Below are 23,058 nucleotides of genomic sequence, written 5' to 3' on the forward strand. Positions count from 1 at the left end.
AAACTTCAATTCGGTTTCCAATCTTTAAAAATGGCTTTCATCGAATATTCCTTTTTAAATTGTGCTGCTGAAAGCTGATGCGACCAATTGGCTCTTGATACAGCATTTGCTCCTGCTCCTGTAGATTGATATTCGGCGTAAAAAGCCGTTTTTTCGGCTTCTGGTTTTCCCCAATTATGCCATCCTAATGGTTTAATGTGTGAATCCATTTCGCATCTTATAAAAACAGTTTTGGCATAATTTCTCCAAGGTCTTCCTAAGAAATAAGAGTTATCTCCTGAATTTGAAGTTAGTTTGCAGTTTAAGAATACAAATCCGTATGGGCTAGATTCTGGCGTATTGGCAGCAGTAATATAAGAGCCTCCTTTTTTAGAGAAGATTTCACATTGATCAAAAATCACGGTCGAACCTCCAAAAATGAAATCAGTTGTTCCTTCGATATAACAGTTTTTATAATACTGTCTACTGCCACTTTCTCTAGGATATAAAGTGTCTTGAAATCCTAAAAATCTGCAATTATCGAATATGATTCGGTCTCCGTCAATTCTAACTGCCACCGCCTGTCCAACTGGACCAGACGAATTCTCGAACGTAATATTCTGTGCTTTAAAACCATTACCTGCAACAATAAAACTGGCAGATCCAGAAGTTCCTACTGTTCCTCCTGCACCATTCGATTTGGATGCGTAGTCATCATAAGTCAGGATTACATTTCCTCTGCTTTCGCCAATTAGCGTAATGTTATTTTTGTTTAAGGCCAATTCTAGTTTTTCTTTATAGATTCCATTCTTTACAAAAATTTTAGTTTCTGATGTTTTTAATAATGGCACCGAATTAAACGCTTCTTGAACAGTTTTAAAATCTCCTTTTCCATCTGCATCCACAACAATATCGTAAGGTTTGGTTTCTTTTAGAGAATCATTTGCAAACGAAAGATTCATAAAGAAAATGGAAACTGCCACAAATTTGAATAGTATCATTTTTTTTCTGTTTTAGTCCACCACTTTTACTTCGCCTTTAATCGATTCTAGCACTTTTAGATCTTTATCCATAACCATTTTTTTGCCGTTGGTTTTTAGTGAAATATCTTTTGTTTCTAAACCTCCAACCCAAAACATCTGATTTTCACCCGTAGATTTCAAACCATCCAAACTCACATTCTGGCTGTTTGAAAAACTTACCGCAATTCCAGGTTTGTCTAATCTTAAATCAAGATTTCTAAAAGTGATTTTGCTGGCATAGTTCAACTGAACTCCAATATCTGAACGGATAATCATGTTATCAAATTCGATGTTAGTAACAGGCATTTCTGGAATTCCCATAATTTTCAAAGCCTGAGCCGCACCATTTACATAAATGTTTTTGAAATACATATTTTTAAAAGCAGGCGTATCATCAGAAATAGCTTCTTTTGCGACTGTTATTTCGCCTGTTGTTTTATCTTCTGATAAAGATTTTCCGAAATAATACAAGTTAAAATTGATGGCGTCTGTCGGAATATTATTCATGCGAATGTCTTCCATCCAAATATTCTCCACTACTCCTCCACGTCCACGGACAGATTTAAAACGAAGTCCACAGTCTGTTCCATTAAATGTTAGGTTTTTGGCAAATATATTTTTAACGCCTCCAGACATTTCGCTTCCAATTGTAAAACCTCCATGTGCGTGATAAACCACACAATCTGTAATCACAAAAAATTCTGTTGGTTTTGCACGGTCTCTTCCTTCTTTATCTTTTCCAGATTTAATGCAGATCGCATCATCGCCAACATCAAAACGACAATTGGTTACCGTTCCAATACGGCAGGATTCTAAATCTAAACCATCTCCATTTTGAGAATACCAAGGATTGCGAATTGTTAAGTTTCGTAGAGTAAGATGCTCACACATTAACGGATTCACATTCCAAGCAGGAGAATTTTGAAAAGTGACACCGTCTAAAAGCAGTTTTTTACAATTAACCAAACTCACCATAACCGGACGAAGCGCTTCTTTGTAAGGCTCCATGTTTTCTACGGTTTCCTTTTTAGGCAATTTATTTCTTTCCTCGTTCCCTTCATAAGCTCCCTTAGAAGGATACCAGATTTTTCCGTCTTTAGACAGAACACCACCAGATTTTACTAATTCGTCCCATTGCCCAGCGGTCATTTTTCCAATTTTAACAGGTCTCCATACAGCGCCATTTCCATCAAAAATTCCTTGACCAGTAATGGCAATGTTTTCTAAGTCAACTCCCATAATTGGCGATTCACAGCGAATGACCTTATTACCTTCAAAATAGGATTCTATTAGTTTGTACTGCTTTAAATCGCTTGTAAAAGAAACAAAAGCGCCATTTTTCGTATGCAGATTTACATTGCTTTTCAGTTTTATTGGTCCCGTTGTCCATAGTCCAGCAGGAATTACCACAACTCCACCTCCTGACTTAGAACATTTTTCAATTGCCGAATTAATAGCATTTGTACAAAGCTGTTCTGTATTTGGTATGGCTCCAAAATCGAGAATATTTAAAGTGTCTCTTTTAAACTCTGGAATTTGCACTTCTGGCATTTTGAAAGGGATTTTCAAACTTGATTTAGTTTTTTTGTCCACCCCATTTAAAGTTCCTTTCTTTTGTCCAATACATGAAAAAGCCATAAAAAGAAATGCTGTTATAAAAAGTGTGCTTTTAGTTTTTATCATAACCAATTGTAATTTTGATATATTATTTTTTGTCTAGAGATTTTTGCAATTCAATTCCAGCCAGAATATAAGGCCCAACTGCTTTTGCATCGTCATCTCTAATAGGTTCAGAAATATAGTATTCAAATGAACCATTTCTATCTTCAGGATTTTTGCCTCCTAATCCCGCAACGGCACAGCATTTTGAAATAGAAATAGTTCCGTCTTCATTATCTTTTATAAATTCTTTTTGGATTCCGTTAAAACCTTTTTTTGCCGATTTCAGAAACTTTTCGCTTACATAACCTTTGTTGTAAGCTTTAGCAAAAGAATACACAAACATTGCAGAACAAGTCGATTCCAGATAATTGCCCTTTCTTCCTGGCTGATCCATTACTTGCCACCAGACTCCTGTTTTAGAATCTTGCGCTTTTAGAACAGCATCAAAAACCTGTTGAACAATTTTGACTAAATCTTTTCGTTTAGAATGATTTTCTGGAACAAAGTCTAAAATATCAACCAAAGCCATACAATACCACCCTTGTGCTCGCCCCCATACATGCGTAGAAGTTCCAGTTGTTTTGTTTGCCCAGAATTGCGCACGTTTTTCATCGTAACCATGAAAATTCAAACCTGTTTTAGCATCAAAAGTGTGTTTCTGAATTAATTCTGCTTGAAGGATAGCATCATCAATCGCTTTTGGATCACTGAAAACTGCTCCGTATTGCGCTGAAAAAGGATCTGCCATATAAACGCCATCCAGCCACATTTGCCACGGATAGCTCTTTTTATGCCAATAGCCTCCGTCAGAATTCCGTGGATGTCCTTCTAATTGTTTGCGCAATAAATCCATCGCTTTTTTATAGCGCGAATCATTTGTCTTTTTATAAATTTCAAAAAGTATTTTTCCGGAATTTATCAGATCCAAGCTGTATTTATCGAGTTCATAGCCTCCTAATATGTTTCCATCTTTGTCAATTAATTGTTCGGCATAAGAAAGTCCGTAATCCCAATATTTCTGATTTTTGGTATAATCATATAATTTCTGATTGGCAAGAGCCACCAAGCCATTTGTATAATTCCATTTGGGATATTTGACTCCATCCAGAAATACTGGATTTGGAACACGTTTCTGATCTGAATCGGCCATTTTAACTGCCCATTCCACTGGAGATAATTCTTTTTTATTTGCAGATCTTGATTGCCCGAAAGAAATGATTCCAACGAACAAAGCAAGAAAACAATATTTCATTTTATGCTTCATGCTATTTCTAATTTTCTTCAACTCTGAACCAATCGTAATCGGCATAACTGCTGTCATTTATAGTTTTCGATCCTGTTGCAAAAAGTCCGATTTTGGCCCCAACCCATCTTCCCGCGCTTGGCTTGAATGATTCTCCCAGTTTTTTAAAATTCTTTCCATCAATGCTGTAGTAAAAAGTGACTTTAGCATCAAAAGGTTCTTTGTTCTGAATCATTTCTACTTTGGCACGCAGACTCACTTCTTTTTTATTGACAGGAATTGATGCCATTTCTTTCTCCAATTCTTTAGAAGTTCTGGCGCTTTTCATAGTGCGCTGTACCAAATTTAAATTACCTGCTTTATCCTGTTCAATTGCGATGTAAGCGTAATCTTCGCCAAATACAATCAAGCCTGAACCGCTTACTCCTGCATCTGGATTATTTTCGAAAGTTAATTTTGCTGTTGCCGTAAAATTAGCACCGGGAAATTTTTGCAATAAAAGGTTTGGCATCATCCACATGGTTTTTACTCCTTCTTTTTTCGCAATGCAGTTTAGACGCATAAAACCAAGATTTGCTGAAGACCATCCCCAATGCTCGGCAGGATTCTGATTGGCTTGCCATTGCCATTGCAGTCCCAATTGATGGCTATTAAATTCATCTGAAGAAACTAATGGCGTTGCCGCATAATTCTTCCCTACGTTTGGTTTTGTCCATTCCATAACAGGCTCTCCAATTCCATCCTTATTGGAATCTTTCCCCATAATTGGCCAACCGTCTTTCCAAGTCACAGGCTGCAAATGAACCACGCGCCCGTAAGCCCAACGGTCTTGAAAATGCAAAAACCATCCGTCTCGGTTTGGAGTTTCAACATAACCGCCTTGATGACGCCCGTTAACTGGTGAATCTCCTTGATGAAGAACCACTTTATATTCATAAGGCCCCCAAACATTTTTGGAACGCATTGCCAATTGCCATCCTGGCTTTACGCCACCTGCAGGAGCCATAATCCAATAGTATCCTTCACGTTTGTAAATTTTTGAACCTTCAACTGTGGTGTGTCCGTTATGCCCGTCAAAAACCAAAGCTGGATTTCCAATCAGTTTAGTTCCGTCTGATGCCATTTCAGACAGCATTAAAACTGTTTTCACATTGGCGCGGCTTCCTGCAAAAGCATAAGATAAATATGCTTTTCCGTCTTCATCCCAAAATGGGCACGTATCTATAATTCCTTTTGCTTCTTTTACTAAAATAGGCTCGTCCCAAACACCGGCAGGATTTTTGGTTTTTACCATAAATATTCCAAAATCAGGATCTCCCCAGTAAATAAAATACTCGCCATTGTGGTAACGGATAGATGGCGCAAACGCCATCGCCATGACGAACGGTTTGATAATGTTCTATCGGAAATAGATTTTGCAATGCATATCCAATCAATTCCCAATTTACAAGGTCTTTAGAATGAAGTATAGGAAGTCCCGGAACACTGTTAAAACTCGAGGCTGTCATGTAATAACCATCTTCTCCAGCACAAACATCGGGATCAGAATAATCTACATGCAAGATTGGATTTTTGTATTTTCCATTTCCTAAGTCGGCGTTCCAGCCTTGTGCATTTGCTCCCAAATACCAAAATAATCCTAAGGCGAATAGCAATTGTTTGAATTTCATTGTATTGATTTTTATTATATAATTCGCTTCATTAAAACATCACAAAAAAGTCTTGATGTTTTAAAGTCTAATTTTCTTCTATTAATCTAAGGAAGACAGTACAATGAAGTATCCTCAACCACAAGGATACTTCATGAAAGTACTGAAACCACTTAATTAACAAAACTTAAGGCAACCATCTTGTGTCTCCTACTTTATTGGTTACAATTGGAGAATTTGGATCTTTAATCATCAAATTGCCATTTGCAGGATCAACAAATAAATTTTGCGCGCTTATGCCCAGATCAGTTCCCTGAATTGCTGCGGCACCTAGCAGATAATCTGTTGTTGTATAATTGTTTCCGTAAGTTGCAGGCGTATTGGCTGCAATTGCCTGAATTACTTTACCGCAAGAAGATGCCAATAATACATTCTTAAAGATTAAAGTAGATCCGACGGCATTCGGAATATTTATTAATGCCCTGTTATACGCATAATCGTAAATCGTAATATTTTGGTATTCTAATTGGATCGGATAAGCCGATGTGCCATAATCAAACAGGTTTTTAAAGTTTCGGTTCTTGTCTGTTGTCTGATAGTAATCTCTCATGAAAGTGCAGTTTGAAAATTTGGCTTTCTTCACATTATCAGCTCCGGCAGAGCCGAATACAAATGTTCCGTATAGTCCTGAGTGTCCTCCCACCTGATCAAACGTACAGTAGCTCATGTCAAACTCACCAATTTCTTTGTATTTTCCGTTTCCTTGATGTCTCCAGAATCCACGTTTGAAATAATTGAAAACACAGTTGTAGAAAGTAATTTTGTCTACTTTCCAAGCTGTTCCGCTATTAAAGAAATAACTTGCGTCAATAGTCTGATAAAAACGAATGTTTTCAAAAGCCAATTCCGACAAATAAGAACCCTCTGCAATATTCCAGTTTCCGTTCATTTCGATCTGAGGGCGTTCTCCTTCCGTTCCTCCTGTAAGTTTGAATCCTTTTGAAATGGTAAAAGGCGTAATTTTAAACAGCGAACCGGCTTCAAGGAAATATTCTGTTCCTTCTGGGATGGTCGGATCGTCATTGTTTGTTCTCAATAAAGCATCCAAATCCATTCCTTTTGTAACAATAATTGTTGAAGTTGATGGTCCTGCCGAACGGAAAGAAACCTGATTATAAGGCTTATCGTAACGTCTTGGTTTATTGTTGTCGAAAATATTTACGTTGTATAAAGTATTTTTTTCTAAGCCAACAACGGTAGCTTCTCCTTTGGCAATTTCAGCAGAAGTAAGTTTACGCCCAATTGCAGGAATTTCAGCAGATTGTGCAGGTGCAACCGCAATACTGTCTACAGGATTCTCAGAAGAAATATCCCAATTTACCGTAACTTCAGTCTCTGTAATATTTACTTTTTCTACATCATGCAAAATTGGCTGAAACGGCGGACGATCTTCTGTTAATGCACTTGTATACGACCATTGCGAATTATGCCCATCAATAGCATGGTTGGATCTCACTCTAATATAAAACTGCGTTTTATACGGAATATCATCCATCAAAAGCTGGGTGTCTGTCGTTGTATACGATTTGTATAAACTTTTATAATAATTGTCTAAATGCAGCTCTACGGTATAAGATGCCGCATCGTTAACTTTATACCATACAATGGCTATTGAATTGCCTTTTACTAAAGGCGCTGCAAGTACAAATTTTGGCTGAAACAGATCTTGTTCTTGCGGATATTTAAACTCATCGTTTTCACAAGATATCAGCATTTCTCCGCAGGCAATTAAACCAATTAGAGACAGTATATAAAGTATTTTTCTAAAGTTTTTCATGCTTTACTTGATTTAAAAATTAAATCCATAATAATTTTGAATAGCTCCTCTATGATCTGTAATTACCTTAGAAGGATAGGGACATAAATAACGTAATGGATCGGTTGGAGATACCGATGAAGCGTTGTTGTAATTGATGAATCCTCTAAAACTCCATTTGATATCGTTTCTTGGTTCATAACTTGCCGATTCGTTGTTTAATGAATACCAGCTTACAGCAAACGGAAGTTCTGTATAACCTGCAGGGCGAGCTTGCAGAATTTCATCAATTCCTTTGATATCTAAGATTGTTCTGCCAGAGTTAACAGGATCTGGAATGTTTTTATAATAAATGCTTCCTGGAACCTGGTCGATGCCAGGAACATAAGCTCCATTGGCTACACGTCCCCAATTGTATAGTTTGAAATATTGATTGTAAATCACTTCGCTGAATTTATTCCAACTGGGCCAAATCAAATTTACGTTTGCTTTCTCCGCCAAATTCCCATTTGCGCTCGTCCATAATAGCTTTAAAGAACAAATCGGGCGATGATTTAGACATTACATAATTATCTACTTTAGTTCCCCAATCTGCTTGAGCAAAAGCCCTTCTTCTCACACGTCTCAGACATTCTTTCGCATCTTCACGCGGAACCAAAACGTTCGTTCACCGCTTCTGCGTACATTAGCAAGACATCTGCAAATCGCATCCAAGAATAATTGATTCCAGTACCTTTCTGGCTTGTGCTTCCCAGCGGATCATTCATCCATAATTTAGACCATTTGCCAACTGCCAAACGTGCCAAATCCAGACGAATTACCTGATTTAAATTTTGATCGTAAGAAAGCGGCGCACAAGTAACATCTCTTCTTAAATCTTTATTATCGAACGAATAAAGATATTCTCCGCACAAGCTAAGGGTTCCTGAAGCGCTTCCGTAAGGATGGTTCCCTTCAATAATCGGAATTCCAGCAAAATAGCCGTACTCGCCTGTAGAGTTTTTCAGCATTGGAATTGAGAAAATAACATCGTCATTAACTGGCGTTTCCCAATTGTTCTGTTTAATCCAGAAGTCTCTATAGCTCAATTTTAAATCATGCTGTCTTGCTTGGATTACTTTATCCAGATATTGGATTGCAATATCATAATACTGCTCGTAATTTTTTCCTCTTTCCATGTGTCCGATACTAGCCGGATTGTTTTCGTCCGGGCGAAGCGTCCATCCTCCTCTTGTAAGAGCCAATAATCCGATCAAACCTTGATTGAAACTTCTAGAAGCGCGTTCCACTCCATAATCCAATTCGCTTGCGTTCTTCATAAAAGGCTCAACTGACTTTAAATCATCAATTAAAAATTCAAGAATCACATTTCGATCTGTAGTTCCTACAGCAAAATTCTCATCTCCTGTTGAAGATTTAGTTCGAAAAACAACGTCTCCCCAAACACGTATGATGTCCAAATAAACCATTGCACGAATTGTTTTCACTTCTCCATACATCTGCATAATATTTGAAGGCGCATTTTTTGGATCTGCTTTATACAAATCAGAGCTTTCAATTCCTTCAATAACATCATTTGCCGTATTGATAATTTTATACATCGCGCTCCAGGTTCCATTTAAAGTAGTCCAATAGGGTTTCGGGTCGTAACATGCAATATCAGATCCGTTTCCGTTTACTGTGCTGGTCGAAACGCCAGACATTTCTACATCTGTATTGGTATTAAAAACAAAAGCAAGACGGTTGGCATAAGCATCATCAGTAAGCATCAGCGTATATACGCCCGCAACTGCAGACTGAATGTCCTTTTCTGATTTAAAAACTTCTGCTTGGGTAAAGCCCGAACCAGGCTGTACATCTAGATATTCATCGCAGGCTGTAAAAGACAGCGCAAAAATCAGCAGAAAACTAAATATTATCTTTTTATTCATCTTTGTGAGATTTAATATTGTTTAATTAAAATGACAGCTGCACTCCAAAAGCATAATTTCGTGTTCTTGGATAAGCGTTGTAATCAATATTTGGTGTTAAACCTGTTTCCAAATTGATATCTGGATCGTATCCAGAATAGTTCGTCCAAACAAATAAGTTGCTTCCCGTAGCATACAGTCTGATTCTGCTGAATCCAGCTTTTGAACTGTTTTGTTTTGGAATCGTATAACCAATGCTCAGCGTATTTAATCTTAAGAAAGAGCCATCTTCAACTGCGTACGACATTGCAATAGGACGACCAATAGATACTGGATTCCACATGGTAGCATTTTCGTTTTGTTTTGCCAGCTGTTCAGGCGAATAACGAAGATCGTTCCCCATATCGTCATAATTCCTCCATCGGTTATTCAGTCCGACATCCATACTGAAATTATTCTGATTATTTTTATAGAAAGAAGTCGTCATAATCTTATTGGCATTATACACATCAAATCCCGACATGAAATTGAAGAAGGCTGTTAAATCGAAGTTTTTCCAAATCGCATTTACCCCAAAACCTCCAGAAAAATCAGGATTTGTATCTCCGATAACCTTTCTGTCTTTATCCCCAATCACATAGCTGTTTGGGTCTGAAGGATCAACAGGAGTCAGTTTTTTAAACTTCGCATTTCCTGGAACAGGATCTCCAGAAAGGTTTTTTGAATTGGCAACACCCTCTTTTAATTTCCAAGTTTTTGTCACGGCATCAAAAGATTCGAAATCGTCCATTGTATAGAAACCATCGTTTACGAATCCATAAATCAAACCTTTCGTTCCGCCTACATAAGCGCGGTAATCGTCATCATTTAGCAATTCAGTTCCTGCCCAGCCCGAACTCAAAATCCATTCCTGCTCTCCGCTCGCCAGTTTGTCAATTTTATTTTTGTTATAACCGATGTTAAACGTCAAATCAACCTGAAAATCTTTTTTCTTAATCACACTTCCGTTGATTGCAAATTCGACACCTTTATTTGAAGTCTGTCCAACGTTGGTCATCATTTTAGAAAAACCAGAAACCGATGCAATATCAGACGGAACCAATAAATCTTTTACTTTATTATGATAAAAATCTAAAGTTCCTGTAAGCCTTTCTCTGAAAAAACCAAAATCAAGACCTACGTTTGCCGTATAAGTCGTTTCCCATTTTACGTTTGGATTGTTTAGGTATTTGTCGTTATAAAAATTATAGTAGTAATGGTTTTCTTCTCCCCATCCTACAGAACGATCTCTAGAAACTCCGTAATATTTTGCATATAAATCGCCTTTAATTCTGTCATTTCCAGAAGCTCCATAACTCAAACGAAGTTTTAAGTTAGAAACGGTCTGGCTGTCTTTTAAGAAACTTTCATTTGAAACTCTCCATGCAAAAGCTCCCGCAGGAAAAACTCCCCATCTGTTGTCTGGACCAAATTTTGTAGAACCGTCAGTACGAACGGTAAACGTAAAAAGATAACGATCGTCATAACCGTAATTCGCTCTTCCAAAAAATGACGAAATTCTATTTGGAGATTCTGCATTTGAACCATTATCAAAAGGAGTTCCCAAAGCGAGGTTGTCTAAAGCTTTTTCTCCAGTTATGTCTTCAGGAAAATAACGGGTGCGGAAAAACTTAATTGAACTTTCCTGATCTTTTATTTCCTGCCCAACCATCAATTGGAAATCGTGGCGGTCTTTTAATTTAAATCCGTAATTTAATACGTTATTCAACTGCCAGCGTGGCGACTGCGTCATAGACCAATACGTTAGAGGCAAATTGTTGTTTTCTAATGCCGTTTTAGTATCTGTTCCCCAGAAACGGCCGTCTTCCTGATATTTATATTCGTAACCGAATGAAGAGCGAAGGGTCAAGCCTTTTTTGATTGTCCACGTTAAAGCTCCGGTAGTGTTAAATATTCTCGTAGTGCGTTTACGGTAGTTTTTCTCTGCTTCTTCGAATGGATTAAAACGAGGTTTAATTTCATAATCGTCCGGATCAAAATAAGTATTATCTTCAGGCAAAGTCATATAATCTTCCAAACCTCCTGTCGGCGCCTCACGCAAAGCTCTAAGCAAGCTCACTCCATCTGTTCCGGAACCGTCTATGGTTTGATTGGTTAAACGGGTCTGATATTCGAAGGTAAGATTGTCTGTTAATTTTGAATTTAAAATCAGATAAATATAATTCTGACGCATACCGGTTCCAACCAAAACCCCAGGCTGATCCTGATTTACAAACGTAAATTTGAATTTCGTTTTTTCGCTTCCCCCATTTACGTTAATATCCGTGTATCTTGCGATTGGATTGCTTCCAAAAATTTCATTTTGCCAATCTGTACCTTTATTCCCTTTATAAATGTAATATTCGCTTGGTCTGCCGTACATATTATAAAATGCGGTTGGGTTAGAAGTCCCCTTACGCGCGAATTCGTATTGCATCATCACAAACTCATAAGGATCCATAACATCCAAATGATTCGCAAGCGTTTTAATTTGTGTGTAGTTATGGATGTTTACCGAAACTTTTCCGGCTTTTGGAACTTTAGTCGTTACGATAATTACTCCATTTGCTCCTCTTGCACCATACACGGCTGTAGACGCAGCATCTTTCAGAACTTCAACCGATTCGATATCTGTTGGCGGAATATCATTTAAGTTGGCCACTTCAAAACCGTCAACCAAGATTAATGGCGAATTGTCTTCAGTTATTGATCCGCCTCCACGAATTCTAATTTTCACATCTGCTCCTGGCGAACCATCAACCGTTGTAACCTGCACTCCAGGAAGTCTTCCTGTCAAAGCTTCAGCTACGTTTGATGTTGGCACTTTTGCCAATTCGGTACCTTTTATACTGGCAACCGCTCCCGTTAAGTTTTTACGTTTCTGCGTACCATAACCAATTACAACAACTTCATTTAATTCGCTATTCGATTCTTTCATTGTGACTGTAATTCCAGATGTACGCCCTTTTAGCGGCACTATTTCATCATTCATGCCAACAAATTTTACAATCAAAACCGCTGTTTCGGGATCTTCTACTGTAATGCTGAATTTCCCATCAAAATCGGTAACTCCATTGTTTTTTTCATTCTTTACCATAATTGTTGCGCCAGGAATGCCTCCCATGTTGTCTCTAACCGAACCGCTCACGGTTACACGCTTCTGAGCATAAGCGCCTCCTGCCAAAAACAGGACGGCAAAAATGCTCCAGATATATTTTTTTATAGTCATAACTAGAATATTTTTTTATTTGGTTAAAAGCCTTTCTTTGAATTTTATAGTAGAATACAGCAAAGTCCAGACGCTAACTTTCTTCGGCTATCACGTTATTATTTCACTAAATTCAATAGCGGCTAATAGTAATTGGTTTTAGTTTGTTTTGATAAGAAGTGTATCAAGGTTCGTTTATAAGGAAGTCGACACTCGTAACTTTATTGCCTTCAATAGCAAAAGTTCCCTGCAATTCTTTTGTTTTTACAACTTCCATATTCTGATTGAGGCATTCTATTTTAACGCGAACGTTATTAGCCTCTTCTCCTGTTTGAAATAAAACAAAATCATCTGTGTAGTTTATCCCGCCACTTGCTGTTGCTTTGCTTCTAGTTACAAACATGTCTTCTTTTATGTAAGTCCCATCAACAACTTTATAGCCGCTTCTCTTTACCAAAACTGTAGTTTTAATTGTGGTATAGCTTTTATCGGCCACAATGTCTAAAGTTTTCAAACGAAGAATTCCCGTTCGCGTGATAATATTCAGCGTTAGCGGTTCTTCAAATGGTGAAGAGTAAGGCATCGCATCTGATAAATTTACCGGCTGGTTTGCCAATGCAGGCTGCGGAACAATGAGTTGGTTAAGGTTCGTTGGAGATGGAACCATCTGCTCTGGAAAGTCTGTCGCTACCAATTTGTATTTTCCATCGTCTAGAGAAAAAGGATAAAGCGAACTGTAGTTCGCAAAATATTCTCCATTTTCCTTATACGCAAAAAGAGGTCTGGTTGAAATGCCTACATTTAAATTCCAAGGTTCGCCGTTTAATTGAAAATCCAGTTTTTTAACTGTATGGCTTTCATATTTAAGGTCGTCGCTAGAGCAAGAATTAAGAAGAAAAAATGTTCCAGCTCCAAGAATAAGATTTTTGATCATTTTCATATCTCTAAAAATTAAAAATGATGAAAATTTTCTTTTTGATTTATTTTAGGACTACAGTCCAAAATAGGCAGTTGAATGTTAAATTTAGTTTGGTTCATAATTTTGGTTTTAAGGTTAGTTAGTTAAAAATCAATCAAGATTATGAAGCAAAACTAGAAATCGCATACCTGATTATGGGGTAATTTTTGCTTTTCGAAATGGTACAAATCGCTATTTAAGCACTCAGAAACAGTTATTCAATAAATTTTCTTACTTTTTTTTATACAATGCAAAAAAAACAGCACCAATAAAAAGAAATATCGCAATAGCTTATTTATAGAGTTATTTTCAATTATTTTATTCTAAAAAAAGAAGCCCCATTAAAATAATGAGGCTTCCATATAAATAGTTTTTATTTAAATACTGATTAAGTAAATTGCCGGCGGTATTCTGCAGGAGTATGATCGTATCTTGCTCTGAAACATTTTCCAAAGTATTTGAGATCATTAAAACCTACTTCAAAACAGATTTCCTTTATCAATAAATCATCTTCTTTCAAAAGTCTTGCTGCCTCATTTAATCGCATATCACGAATGAAAACAACGGGAGAAGCTCCTGTAATGCTTTTGAGCTTATTGAAAAAACTAGCGCGTGACATGCACATTAATTTCCCCAATTCGTCAACGGAAAAATCAGAATTTGACATATTCTCTTTTACAAATTCAATAACCTGAAACATAAATTTCTGATCCTTATTGGATATTTGAAGCGGTTTTTCTTTAGAAATTTCAATTGTGCTGCCGCTGGAAAACAATTGCTGCAATCGCGCACGCTGATCTAGAACATTTTTTACTCTTGCTCTTAACAAACTGACATTAAAAGGCTTGGTTACATAATCATCTGCTCCGTATTCCAAACCTTCCAATTTGCTTTCAATAGATGATTTCGCGCTAAGCAAAATAACCGGAATATGGCTGGTTGATAAATTATCTCGAATTGACTTCAGCATTTCAATTCCGTCTTTTTCTGGCATCATAATATCGCTGATAACAAAATCTGGCAAAATTTCTTCTGCTTTTATGTAACCCTCATCACCATTTTCGGCGGTATAAATCGTGTAATCGTTTTCTAAAATAGAAACAATAAAGGCGCGCAATTCTGGATCATCTTCTGCAATAAGTCCAATCGGATGCTCTCTAGCAGATTCTTTTATAATTATCGTTTCCTGTTCAGTTTCGAAATCTTGATTTATTTCATCAGAAAAATGCTCTTCCGTTTCTTCCAATAAAATATCAACATCGTCTTTGAAGTGCTGATAACCTTTTAAAAATGCAATTTGAAAACTGCTTCCTTTTCCTTGAGCACTGTCAATTAAAACTTCGGCTCCATGTTTATCTGCAATGTCTTTAATAATAGAAAGCCCAAGGCCTGTACTCGGATTGGAAAGGTTTTCATTGTAATTTGAAAAACGTACAAACAGCCTTTTTTGAAGTGTAGGGCTAATTCCTGGCCCATTATCGCTTACGGTTAAAAAGACATGCTTTTCTGATTCTTCGACTTTAACCTCTATAGAATCTCCTTTGCTGCAATATTTAAAAGCATTAGAAAGCAAGTTGATTAAAATTTTATCCAAACTGTCTGGATCTGCCCAAATTTTAGGTTCTGAAGAATGAATATCAACTTTCAAATTTATATGGCTCTGCGCACTCATCTCACTAAAATCCTCACACATTTGAGATACGAATTCTCCCAGATTAATTTCGCGAATAGCCAGTTTTTTATCTTGAACTCTTCTCAAATCCAAAATCTGATTGACCAGGTTCAATAATTTATTGCTCCTTTTTCAATAATGCGAAGCTGTCCTTTTGCAGCATCCTTCAAATCATCATCTGCAAGCATCACTTCCAAAGGAGCAGCAATCATGGTAAGCGGCGTACGGATTTCATGCGAAATATCGGTAAAGAATTTCAGTTTCAATTCGCTCATCTGTTTTTCCAGCTTCACATCATTTCGAAGTTTCAAAATAGTAATAATGGCTCTTCTTGTTAAGAAAAATAAACCTCCGGCTACTATCAAATAGCAGAAATAAGCAAAATTAGTTCCCCATATCGAAGGCCTAATCGTGATCTTAATCCGCCTTTCGTTGTTCATCCATAAATTATGTCCGTTTGTGGAAGAAACCAAAAGCGTATAGCTCCCTCTGCCCAAATTGGTATAGTTAATAGACTGTCCGCCTTTAATGTAGTTCCATTGTTTATCAATACCTTCCAATTTGTAGCGGTACACAATATTTTCGCTTTTTAAATAATCCAAAGCCGAAATTTGCACTCTGAAAAAATTCTGATTGTGCTCCAGCGTAACTTCCTGCAGCAAATCGGGATTTTTTGGAGTTTCAGGATTTATTTCGTGCAATTCTTTATTATTCACCAAAAACCCAGAAATCGCCAAATAAGGTTTAAAATGGAAAGGCTTTATATTTTCTGGTTTGAAATAAATTACGCCATTAGAATATCCTACAGCTATTTCTCCATTTAAAAGTTCGCATTTTGTTGCCTCAGAAAATATCTCGGTTCCGATAATTGATTTTAATTCTGGAAACGTTTCGGCGCTGTTATTTTTAGGATCAAAACGAACAATCTGATTATCGCTCATTAGCCAGATTTTACCCGCTTTATCTTCCTGAATGGCTACAACTCCTTCAACTGGAAACGAAACCATTTCATTCCAAATAGATTTAACCTTCAACTGTCCTTTTTTATCCAAATCGGCCATTATCAATCCCATGCCGTTGGTTGCCAATGCCATCTGATTGTCATGGGTGATTAGAATATCCAAAATATCGTTTCCTGAAACTTGAGAATATTCATTAAATTTTATTTTGTTTGTCGATTTAGCATCTTCCGAAAAAGAAAACAATTTATAGGATGAAATAAAAAATATCTTATGGTCTTTGTTTTCTACAATCGAACGGACTTTATCTGCTGTTTTTATTGGATAGTTTCTTAATTCATTTTTAAAATTAATAAATTGAATTTTGCCGTTTGATTCACGAATAATATTGACCCCGCCACCCCAAGTCGCAATATAAATCTGTCCGTTTGAACCCTGAAAGATTTTAAAAATATCATCTGAGTTTAAACCGTAACTGTCATTTTCATTGTATTTGTAATGAACAACTTTATATTTAAAAGACTGATCAGTTGGAGATAGGCAAAATAATCCGTTTCCTCTAGTTCCTACCCAAATTCTGCCTTTGTTATCCTGAAGCATACTGTAAATATCGGCTCCCCAACTCGGTCCTGAAGAAGATAATGTTCCGTCAGAAGCCAAAAATCCGATTTTCTTTTTCTGGCTGTCAAACAAAGCGATTTTCTCTTTACGGCTCGCCACCCAAAAGTTTCCACTATTATCTTTCATCAAACTTCGCACATTGTGTTTATGATGATCATTTGAAGAATCGAGATTTAGAGTCGAAAAATTGCTGTTGCTAAAAGTCACCAAATCTAGTCCTTGCTTAAAAGAGCAAAACCACAGATTTCCTAATCTGTCAAACATTGCGGTGTGCATTAAATCTGAAACCGACTCTTTTGATTCGTTAATGCATCTGATTACAGAAGAAAGTTTATTGTTTTTTTCGTCCCAATAAGAAAATGGAGCGTTTCCAGATTGTATCCACACCGTTCCATTTGGAGAAGTAATCATAAAACTCTTCCTTTGTCCGCCAGCTGTTGCTGAATCGCTATAATCAACAGGCATGCGTTTAATTTTCTTGCTCAGAAGATCAAACTGAAACACCCCTTCGCCCTGAGCTTCAAACCAAAATTGTCTGGAACGTGTTGAGCCCAAATAATTGATTTTTTTGTTTGGAAATCCCGCTAAAGTTTTGCCATTATATGCATCTAACTTTCCTGTTTTCAGATCATAAAAATAAAAAACCTGCCCTGCCGTTATTATAAGCATTTTTGTATTGGCAACAAGTTCGGTATAAATAATATCTTCTTTAATATCAAGCAGAAAGTCAAAAAATGTGCTTGCTTTTTTATTATAACGTGCCAGTTCTCCATTGTTTCCTCCAAAAATGATATCTTCTTTAGTTTCTAAAAATGAATTATACACGCAAGGTTTTCCATTAAAAAAGAAATATTGGGGATCTTTACCAGACTTGTCTAATCTGCACGTGCCTGCTTCGGTAAAAAACCAGGTAGCTCCCTGTTTATCCTCATAAATATCACTGATTTTTCCACAGCGCTTTGCCGGATCAAAGGCAATTTTTCTAACTTTTTTATTTTTTTCAAAAGCAATCGCGTAATTTTTTTCTTCGGGAAAAAGCCAAACTCTTCCTGAAGGCATTACTTTGAAATCTACAAAGGCAATATTAGCATTCTTTAAAGTTCCTTCTTCTATTGGATAATGAAAACTCAGCTCTCGAGTATCAAAATAATAAATATCATTTTTCTCAGACTGGATCCAAATTCGGTCGCTATTGTCAAACTTAAATTTAAAAACACGATTTGAAATCAAATTCAGCGAACTGTTTTGTTTTACTCTAAATTTCTGAAATGTGCTTCCGTCATAACGTATCAATCCGTTAAAAGTAGAGAGCCAGATAAATCCCTTTTTGTCCTGCTGAATATCAAGAATGCGGGATTGCCTTAATTTTAAATCGTTTGCAAAATGAGTCAGCGTACCGGAAGGCTGTGCACCGCACAAAACGCCTATCCAGCAAAAAAAGAATGCGAGTAGATTTCTTTTCATTTAAAACTTTATAAAATTAAGTGGATCACAAAAATATCAAAATTCTTTTCCTAACCTAGGAGAATTGACTATTGCAGCAAAATGACACCATAAAAATAGTAATTTGTCTCCCTTCTTCATTTTGAGCAAAAATCATAAAATATTAATGTAAAGCTTTATAACATACTTTAAATAGCAATTTATCCCAACTTGAGAGGTATAAAAATCTAATTTTGCAAGTCAGCAGAAAACAAAATAGCTTTTTACTTTACTATTGATGTTTGCTCATTTGCATTCCTGTTTTAGAAACAGCGAATCAAAAAATAATAAATCTAACACTATCCAAAACCTATGAAAAGAAAATCCATAGTGATTGCGTTACATTTTTTTGCTTTAACCACCTTTGCGCAAGAAAATTTTCCGTACAAAAATCCAAATCTGCCAACCGAACAGCGTGTCAATGACTTGGTATCGAGAATGTCATTAGATGAAAAAATAAACCAATTAATGGATTCTGCTCCCGCAATTGACCGTTTAGGGATTCCGGAATACAACTGGTGGAACGAATCGCTGCATGGCGTTGCTCGCGCAGGATATGCGACTGTCTTTCCCCAATCCATTTCAATTGCTTCCTCTTGGCACCGCCAGCTGATATTGGATGTTGCAAGCGCAATTTCTGATGAAGCTCGTGCCAAACATCATGAATATCTGCGAAGAGGACAGCACGGAATGTATCAAGGATTGACTTTTTGGTCACCTAATGTGAACATCTTTCGCGATCCACGCTGGGGGCGCGGACATGAAACTTATGGGGAAGATCCGTTTCTGACAAGCCAGTTAGGCCTTAATTATGTAAACGGACTTCAAGGCAATAACGAAAAATATTTGAAAGTGGTTGCAACGGCCAAACACTATGCCGTGCATTCCGGTCCGGAACCGTCCCGCCATTTTTTTGATGCGAATACAAGCGATATTGATCTTTATGAAACCTATCTTCCTGCCTTTAGAACTTTGGTAAAAGAGGGACATGTTTATTCTGTAATGGGCGCGTACAACCGTTTTAGAGGGGAGTCGGCCAGTGCAAGCCCTTTTCTTTTCAATATTTTGAGAAATGTCTGGGGATTTAATGGCTATATCGTATCAGACTGCGGCGCTGTCACGGATATTTGGAAATACCATAAAATAACAAATGATGCTGCAAGCGCTTCGGCACTGGCAGTAAAAAATGGTTTAGATTTGGAATGCGGAAGCAGCTTCAAGTCTTTAAAAGAAGCTGTTGACCGCAAATTAATTGCTGAAGCAGACATTGATATTGCTGTAAAACGTTTATTTACAGCTCGTTTTAAGTTAGGAATGTTTGATCCGGATGAGATTGTCCCTTTTGCACAGATTCCGTTTTCAACCAATAATAATGCAGCGAACGATTTTCTGGCCAGAACGGCTTCGCAAAAAAGCATTGTTCTTTTGAAAAACCAAAATAGCGCACTGCCGCTTTCTAAAGACATCAAAACAATTGCCGTTATTGGACCGAATGCTGATGACATTCAGTCCTTATGGGGGAATTACAGCGGAGTTCCAAGCAATCCGATTACTGTTTTAAAAGGAATTCAGAATAAACTGGAGCCAAATGCAAAAGTTTTATATGCTAAAGGAACCGATTTGGCAAAAGGGGTTCCTGAAATGAAAATCATACCGTCAATATATTTTCAGAATGAAAACGGAACGCAGGGTTTAACTGGAGAATACTACGACAACCGCGAATGGAACGGAAAACCTCTTTTCACCCGTATAGATGACAATGTTGATTTTCATTGGGACATCAACACGCCGGATCCCCGTTTGAAAATGGGCAGTTACAGCGTGAAATGGACTGGTTATCTAACGGTTCCTAAAACGGGAACTTATAATATTTCAGAATGGTCGAAACCTTTTATGACTGTCGAAATTGAAGGGGGAAAAACTACTGGAGGAAAAAACAACCATCATCCGCGTTTTCGTCCGCAGAAAATAGATTTAGAATCGGGAAAAAAATATAAAATAGAAGTTAAATACCAGAACTTCTATGGAGACGCCATTGCACAGCTGTTATGGGCAGAATCTGAAGAAGACATATTGCAAAAGGCAGTCCAGACAGCAGAGCAATCAGATGCCGTGGTTCTTGTCTTAGGGCTTAATGAGCGTCTTGAAGGCGAAGAAATGAAAGTGGAAGCGGATGGTTTTAATGGCGGAGACCGAACAAGTTTGGATCTTCCAGCCAATCAGGAAGAGCTTATGAAAGCCGTTAAAGCTACCGGAAAACCTGTTATTTTAGTTTTAATTAATGGAAGCGCGCTTTCTGTAAATTGGGCAAATGATAATCTGCCTGCTATTTTAACGGCAGGATATCCAGGGCAGCAAGGCGGCAATGCGATTGCAGATGTTCTTTTTGGAGATTACAATCCAGCTGGAAGGCTTCCGGTAACATATTACAAATCTGTAGATCAGCTTCCTAAATTTGAAAATTATGACATGGAAGGCAGAACGTATAGATATTTCCATAAAACGCCTCTGTATCCTTTCGGATTTGGTTTAAGCTATACGACTTTTAAATACTCCAATTTACAGCTTCCCAAAGATTTCAATTCTGATGCAGATTTTAAAGTCTCTGTTGACATAACCAATACAGGGGAACGCGATGGAGATGAAGTGGCTGAATTGTACATTAAAGACGAAAAAGCCACTACTCCTCGTCCAATATGCCAATTAGAAGGTTTTGAGCGAATCCATCTTAAAAAAGGAGAAACAAAGACCGTTACTTTTACCATTGCTCCAAGACAGCTTTCTATGATCAATAAGAAAAAACAGAGAGTTGTAGAACCTGGCTGGTTTACTATTTTCGTCGGAGGAAAACAGCCGGACGGATTTAGTGACATTCAAAGCGGAAGAATAAATTTCATCGGAAAAACCATAACTCTTGAAAAATAGATTTTACAAACTATAAAACGAACTATTAACCATTCTTATTATTTACAATGAACTAAAACCTCGCTTTCGCAGACTATGCGGTTTTTATTATTTACTTTATCGTAGTCTCTGTCTACGGTTACACGGTTTACCGCAAACGTAAACAGGACGAACATGATGCTAAAGCTTACTTTTTGGCTGAAGGAAATTTAACCTGGTGGGCAATTGGAGCTTCTCTTATAGCTTCTAACATCTCGGCAGAGCAATTCATCGGGATGAGCGGGGAAGGTTTCTTTTTAGGAATTGCTGTTGCTGCTTACGAATGGCTTGCTGCCGTTGCACTTATTATTGTGGCTGTATGGTTTATTCCTGTTTATCTTAAAAACAAGATTTACACGATGCCGCAATTTTTAAAAACACGTTACAACGAATCCACTGCACTTATCATGGCAGTATTCTGGCTGTTTTTATATGTATTTGTAAACTTAACTTCTATTCTTTATTTAGGAGCAGTTGCGATTAACAAACTTGCTGGTGGAGAATATCTTCACGTAATCATGCTTGGATTGGCTATTTTTGCTTTGTTTATTTCTCTTGGCGGAATGAAGGTTGTAGCTTATACAGACGTTATTCAGGTTGCTGTATTGATTATTGGAGGTTTGGTAACTTCTTATATTGCCTTAACAACAGTTGCAGAAGCTTTTGGTGTTGGCCAAAACGCAATTGCCGGTTTCAAAGTTCTAATGCAGCAGGCTCCAGAACATTTCAAAATGATTATTCCAAAACCAACTGCGACCTCTTCTCAACTTGAAATCGATAAATATTTAACTTTCCCTGGATTGTTATCTTATGCCGCTGGTATCTGGATTATCAACCTAAATTATTGGGGATGTAACCAATACATTACACAAAGAGCACTTGGAGCAGATTTGCAAACCGCTCGTACAGGTATTTTGTTTGCGGGTATGCTTAAATTATTAATGCCGCTTATCGTAATGCTTCCTGGTATAGCTGCTTATGTTTTATATACAAACGGACATTTGCCACAATTGGAGGGAGGAGTAAAAGATGAAGCATATTCTGCTGTATTAACATTCCTTCCAACTGGATTAAAAGGTCTTTCTGTTGCCGCTCTTACTGCCGCGATCGTAGCTTCTTTAGCTGGAAAAGTAAACAGTATTTCTACAATCTATACATTAGATGTTCATAAAAAATACATCCAAAAAGATGCTGGCGAAAAACAGCAGGTAAACATTGGTAGACTTGCCATTTTTGCTGCCATGCTTTTAGCAGTTTTATTTACATGGAATGACGTTTTAGGAATTGGTGGTGTTGGAGGATTTACGTACATCCAAAAATACACAGGGTTCATCAGCCCTGGAGTTTTTGCCATGTTCTTCTTAGGTATGTTCTGGAAAAGAACTACCGGAACAGCAGCAATCGTTGGGGTAATTTTAGGATTCTTATTATCTGTTTTATTCAACGAATATGCTCCAGCTTTATTTGGAAACGACACACTTTTATACACAGCTTACAATAACGGAAAAGGAGCTTTCGAAATTCCGTTCCACATCTGTATGGGATTATCATTTTTATTTACAATGATTGCCATGATTCTAATAAGTTTCGCTGGTCCGAAAGTAAACCCTAAAGCATTTGAAATTGATTCTGAAATGTTTAAAGTAAAACCGCAGACAACAGTCTTAATCGTAATTACATTATTGATTATTGCTGCGCTTTATGTTAAGTTCTGGTAATAAATTGTCAGTTCTATTCTCTCTATTTTTACAGCTGTTGTTTGTCATGAACAACAGCTGTAAATCTCTAGTTAAAATTAATCCAAGAGTAGTTTTAAAGGAATTAGGTTTTCTAATATCTAAGTAAGTATCTACACAAGACAACAAAAAAACAATTAATAAATTATCGTAAGCATT

At 37.1% G+C, this 23,058-nt stretch carries 15 protein-coding genes; 2 read left to right on the forward strand and 13 right to left on the reverse strand.

Annotated features, from left to right (window positions below; genetic code table 11):
• Positions 1-5: 5 nt before the first annotated feature.
• The 13 genes from ACPWTF_RS00985 to ACPWTF_RS01045 all read right to left on the reverse strand — a co-directional run bounded on the left by ACPWTF_RS00985 (position 6) and on the right by ACPWTF_RS01045 (position 18,202).
• A complete protein-coding gene (locus tag ACPWTF_RS00985; protein WP_427874018.1) occupies positions 6-980 on the reverse strand; it encodes a pectinesterase family protein in 975 nt (324 codons plus the stop codon).
• Positions 981-992: 12 nt separating this feature from the next.
• Positions 993-2,684 (reverse strand): glycoside hydrolase family 28 protein, encoded by a 1,692-nt coding sequence (locus ACPWTF_RS00990; protein WP_427874019.1) that lies wholly within the window; start codon positions 2,682-2,684, stop codon positions 993-995.
• 22 nt (positions 2,685-2,706) lie between these two features.
• The gene (locus ACPWTF_RS00995; protein WP_427874020.1) at positions 2,707-3,984 is read right to left on the reverse strand and encodes a glycoside hydrolase family 88/105 protein; all 1,278 of its coding nucleotides are present in this window, start codon (positions 3,982-3,984) and stop codon (positions 2,707-2,709) included.
• Positions 3,935-5,284 carry a glycoside hydrolase family 43 protein gene (locus tag ACPWTF_RS01000; protein ID WP_427874021.1) on the reverse strand — a complete coding sequence of 450 codons (1,350 nt, stop codon included), beginning with the start codon at positions 5,282-5,284 and terminating at the stop codon, positions 3,935-3,937. Before ACPWTF_RS01000 ends, ACPWTF_RS00995 begins: the two co-directional genes overlap by 50 nt.
• Positions 5,214-5,576 (reverse strand): family 43 glycosylhydrolase, encoded by a 363-nt coding sequence (locus ACPWTF_RS01005; RefSeq protein WP_427874022.1) that lies wholly within the window; start codon positions 5,574-5,576, stop codon positions 5,214-5,216. Before ACPWTF_RS01005 ends, ACPWTF_RS01000 begins: the two co-directional genes overlap by 71 nt.
• A gap of 166 nt (positions 5,577-5,742) precedes the next feature.
• Positions 5,743-7,392, reverse strand: coding sequence for a DUF5123 domain-containing protein (locus tag ACPWTF_RS01010; RefSeq protein ID WP_427874023.1), 1,650 nt, complete (start codon positions 7,390-7,392; stop codon positions 5,743-5,745).
• Positions 7,393-7,404: 12 nt separating this feature from the next.
• Positions 7,405-7,815 carry a hypothetical protein gene (locus tag ACPWTF_RS01015; RefSeq protein ID WP_427874024.1) on the reverse strand — a complete coding sequence of 137 codons (411 nt, stop codon included), beginning with the start codon at positions 7,813-7,815 and terminating at the stop codon, positions 7,405-7,407.
• Between the two features lie 10 nt (positions 7,816-7,825).
• Positions 7,826-7,990 (reverse strand): RagB/SusD family nutrient uptake outer membrane protein, encoded by a 165-nt coding sequence (locus ACPWTF_RS01020; RefSeq protein ID WP_427874025.1) that lies wholly within the window; start codon positions 7,988-7,990, stop codon positions 7,826-7,828.
• A gap of 25 nt (positions 7,991-8,015) precedes the next feature.
• Entirely contained in the window at positions 8,016-9,302 is a 1,287-nt protein-coding gene (locus ACPWTF_RS01025) for a RagB/SusD family nutrient uptake outer membrane protein (RefSeq protein WP_427874026.1), read from the reverse strand.
• 25 nt (positions 9,303-9,327) lie between these two features.
• Positions 9,328-12,549 (reverse strand): SusC/RagA family TonB-linked outer membrane protein, encoded by a 3,222-nt coding sequence (locus ACPWTF_RS01030; RefSeq protein WP_427874027.1) that lies wholly within the window; start codon positions 12,547-12,549, stop codon positions 9,328-9,330.
• A gap of 163 nt (positions 12,550-12,712) precedes the next feature.
• Positions 12,713-13,468 (reverse strand): hypothetical protein, encoded by a 756-nt coding sequence (locus tag ACPWTF_RS01035; protein WP_427874028.1) that lies wholly within the window; start codon positions 13,466-13,468, stop codon positions 12,713-12,715.
• Between the two features lie 406 nt (positions 13,469-13,874).
• Positions 13,875-15,272, reverse strand: coding sequence for a hybrid sensor histidine kinase/response regulator transcription factor (locus ACPWTF_RS01040; RefSeq protein WP_427874029.1), 1,398 nt, complete (start codon positions 15,270-15,272; stop codon positions 13,875-13,877).
• Positions 15,269-18,202, reverse strand: coding sequence for a two-component regulator propeller domain-containing protein (locus tag ACPWTF_RS01045; RefSeq protein WP_427874030.1), 2,934 nt, complete (start codon positions 18,200-18,202; stop codon positions 15,269-15,271). The genes ACPWTF_RS01040 and ACPWTF_RS01045 overlap by 4 nt, the downstream gene beginning before the upstream one ends.
• Positions 18,203-18,532: 330 nt before the next feature.
• On the opposite strand from ACPWTF_RS01045, the gene ACPWTF_RS01050 reads away from it, so the two are divergent.
• Positions 18,533-21,145, forward strand: a complete 2,613-nt coding sequence (locus ACPWTF_RS01050; protein WP_427874031.1) for a glycoside hydrolase family 3 C-terminal domain-containing protein — start codon at positions 18,533-18,535, stop codon at positions 21,143-21,145.
• An 86-nt stretch (positions 21,146-21,231) separates the two neighbouring features.
• Entirely contained in the window at positions 21,232-22,881 is a 1,650-nt protein-coding gene (locus ACPWTF_RS01055) for a sodium/sugar symporter (RefSeq protein ID WP_427875722.1), read from the forward strand.
• The last annotated feature ends 177 nt before the right edge of the window (positions 22,882-23,058 follow it).

It is taken from the genome of Flavobacterium sp. MMS24-S5, from assembly GCF_050320125.1.
Classification (GTDB): domain Bacteria; phylum Bacteroidota; class Bacteroidia; order Flavobacteriales; family Flavobacteriaceae; genus Flavobacterium; species Flavobacterium tyrosinilyticum.

What these genes read in the sequence shown, in the direction of transcription:
- ACPWTF_RS00985 (WP_427874018.1), bottom strand. Translation starts at nt 980, where the DNA reads ATGATACTATTCAAATTTGTGGCAGTTTCCATTTTCTTTATGAATCTT.
- ACPWTF_RS00990 (WP_427874019.1), bottom strand. Translation starts at nt 2,684, where the DNA reads ATGATAAAAACTAAAAGCACACTTTTTATAACAGCATTTCTTTTTATG.
- ACPWTF_RS00995 (WP_427874020.1), bottom strand. Translation starts at nt 3,984, where the DNA reads ATGACAGCAGTTATGCCGATTACGATTGGTTCAGAGTTGAAGAAAATT.
- ACPWTF_RS01000 (WP_427874021.1), bottom strand. Translation starts at nt 5,284, where the DNA reads ATGGCGATGGCGTTTGCGCCATCTATCCGTTACCACAATGGCGAGTAT.
- ACPWTF_RS01005 (WP_427874022.1), bottom strand. Translation starts at nt 5,576, where the DNA reads ATGAAATTCAAACAATTGCTATTCGCCTTAGGATTATTTTGGTATTTG.
- ACPWTF_RS01010 (WP_427874023.1), bottom strand. Translation starts at nt 7,392, where the DNA reads ATGAAAAACTTTAGAAAAATACTTTATATACTGTCTCTAATTGGTTTA.
- ACPWTF_RS01025 (WP_427874026.1), bottom strand. Translation starts at nt 9,302, where the DNA reads ATGAATAAAAAGATAATATTTAGTTTTCTGCTGATTTTTGCGCTGTCT.
- ACPWTF_RS01030 (WP_427874027.1), bottom strand. Translation starts at nt 12,549, where the DNA reads ATGACTATAAAAAAATATATCTGGAGCATTTTTGCCGTCCTGTTTTTG.
- ACPWTF_RS01035 (WP_427874028.1), bottom strand. Translation starts at nt 13,468, where the DNA reads ATGAAAATGATCAAAAATCTTATTCTTGGAGCTGGAACATTTTTTCTT.
- ACPWTF_RS01045 (WP_427874030.1), bottom strand. Translation starts at nt 18,202, where the DNA reads ATGAAAAGAAATCTACTCGCATTCTTTTTTTGCTGGATAGGCGTTTTG.
- ACPWTF_RS01050 (WP_427874031.1), top strand. Translation starts at nt 18,533, where the DNA reads ATGAAAAGAAAATCCATAGTGATTGCGTTACATTTTTTTGCTTTAACC.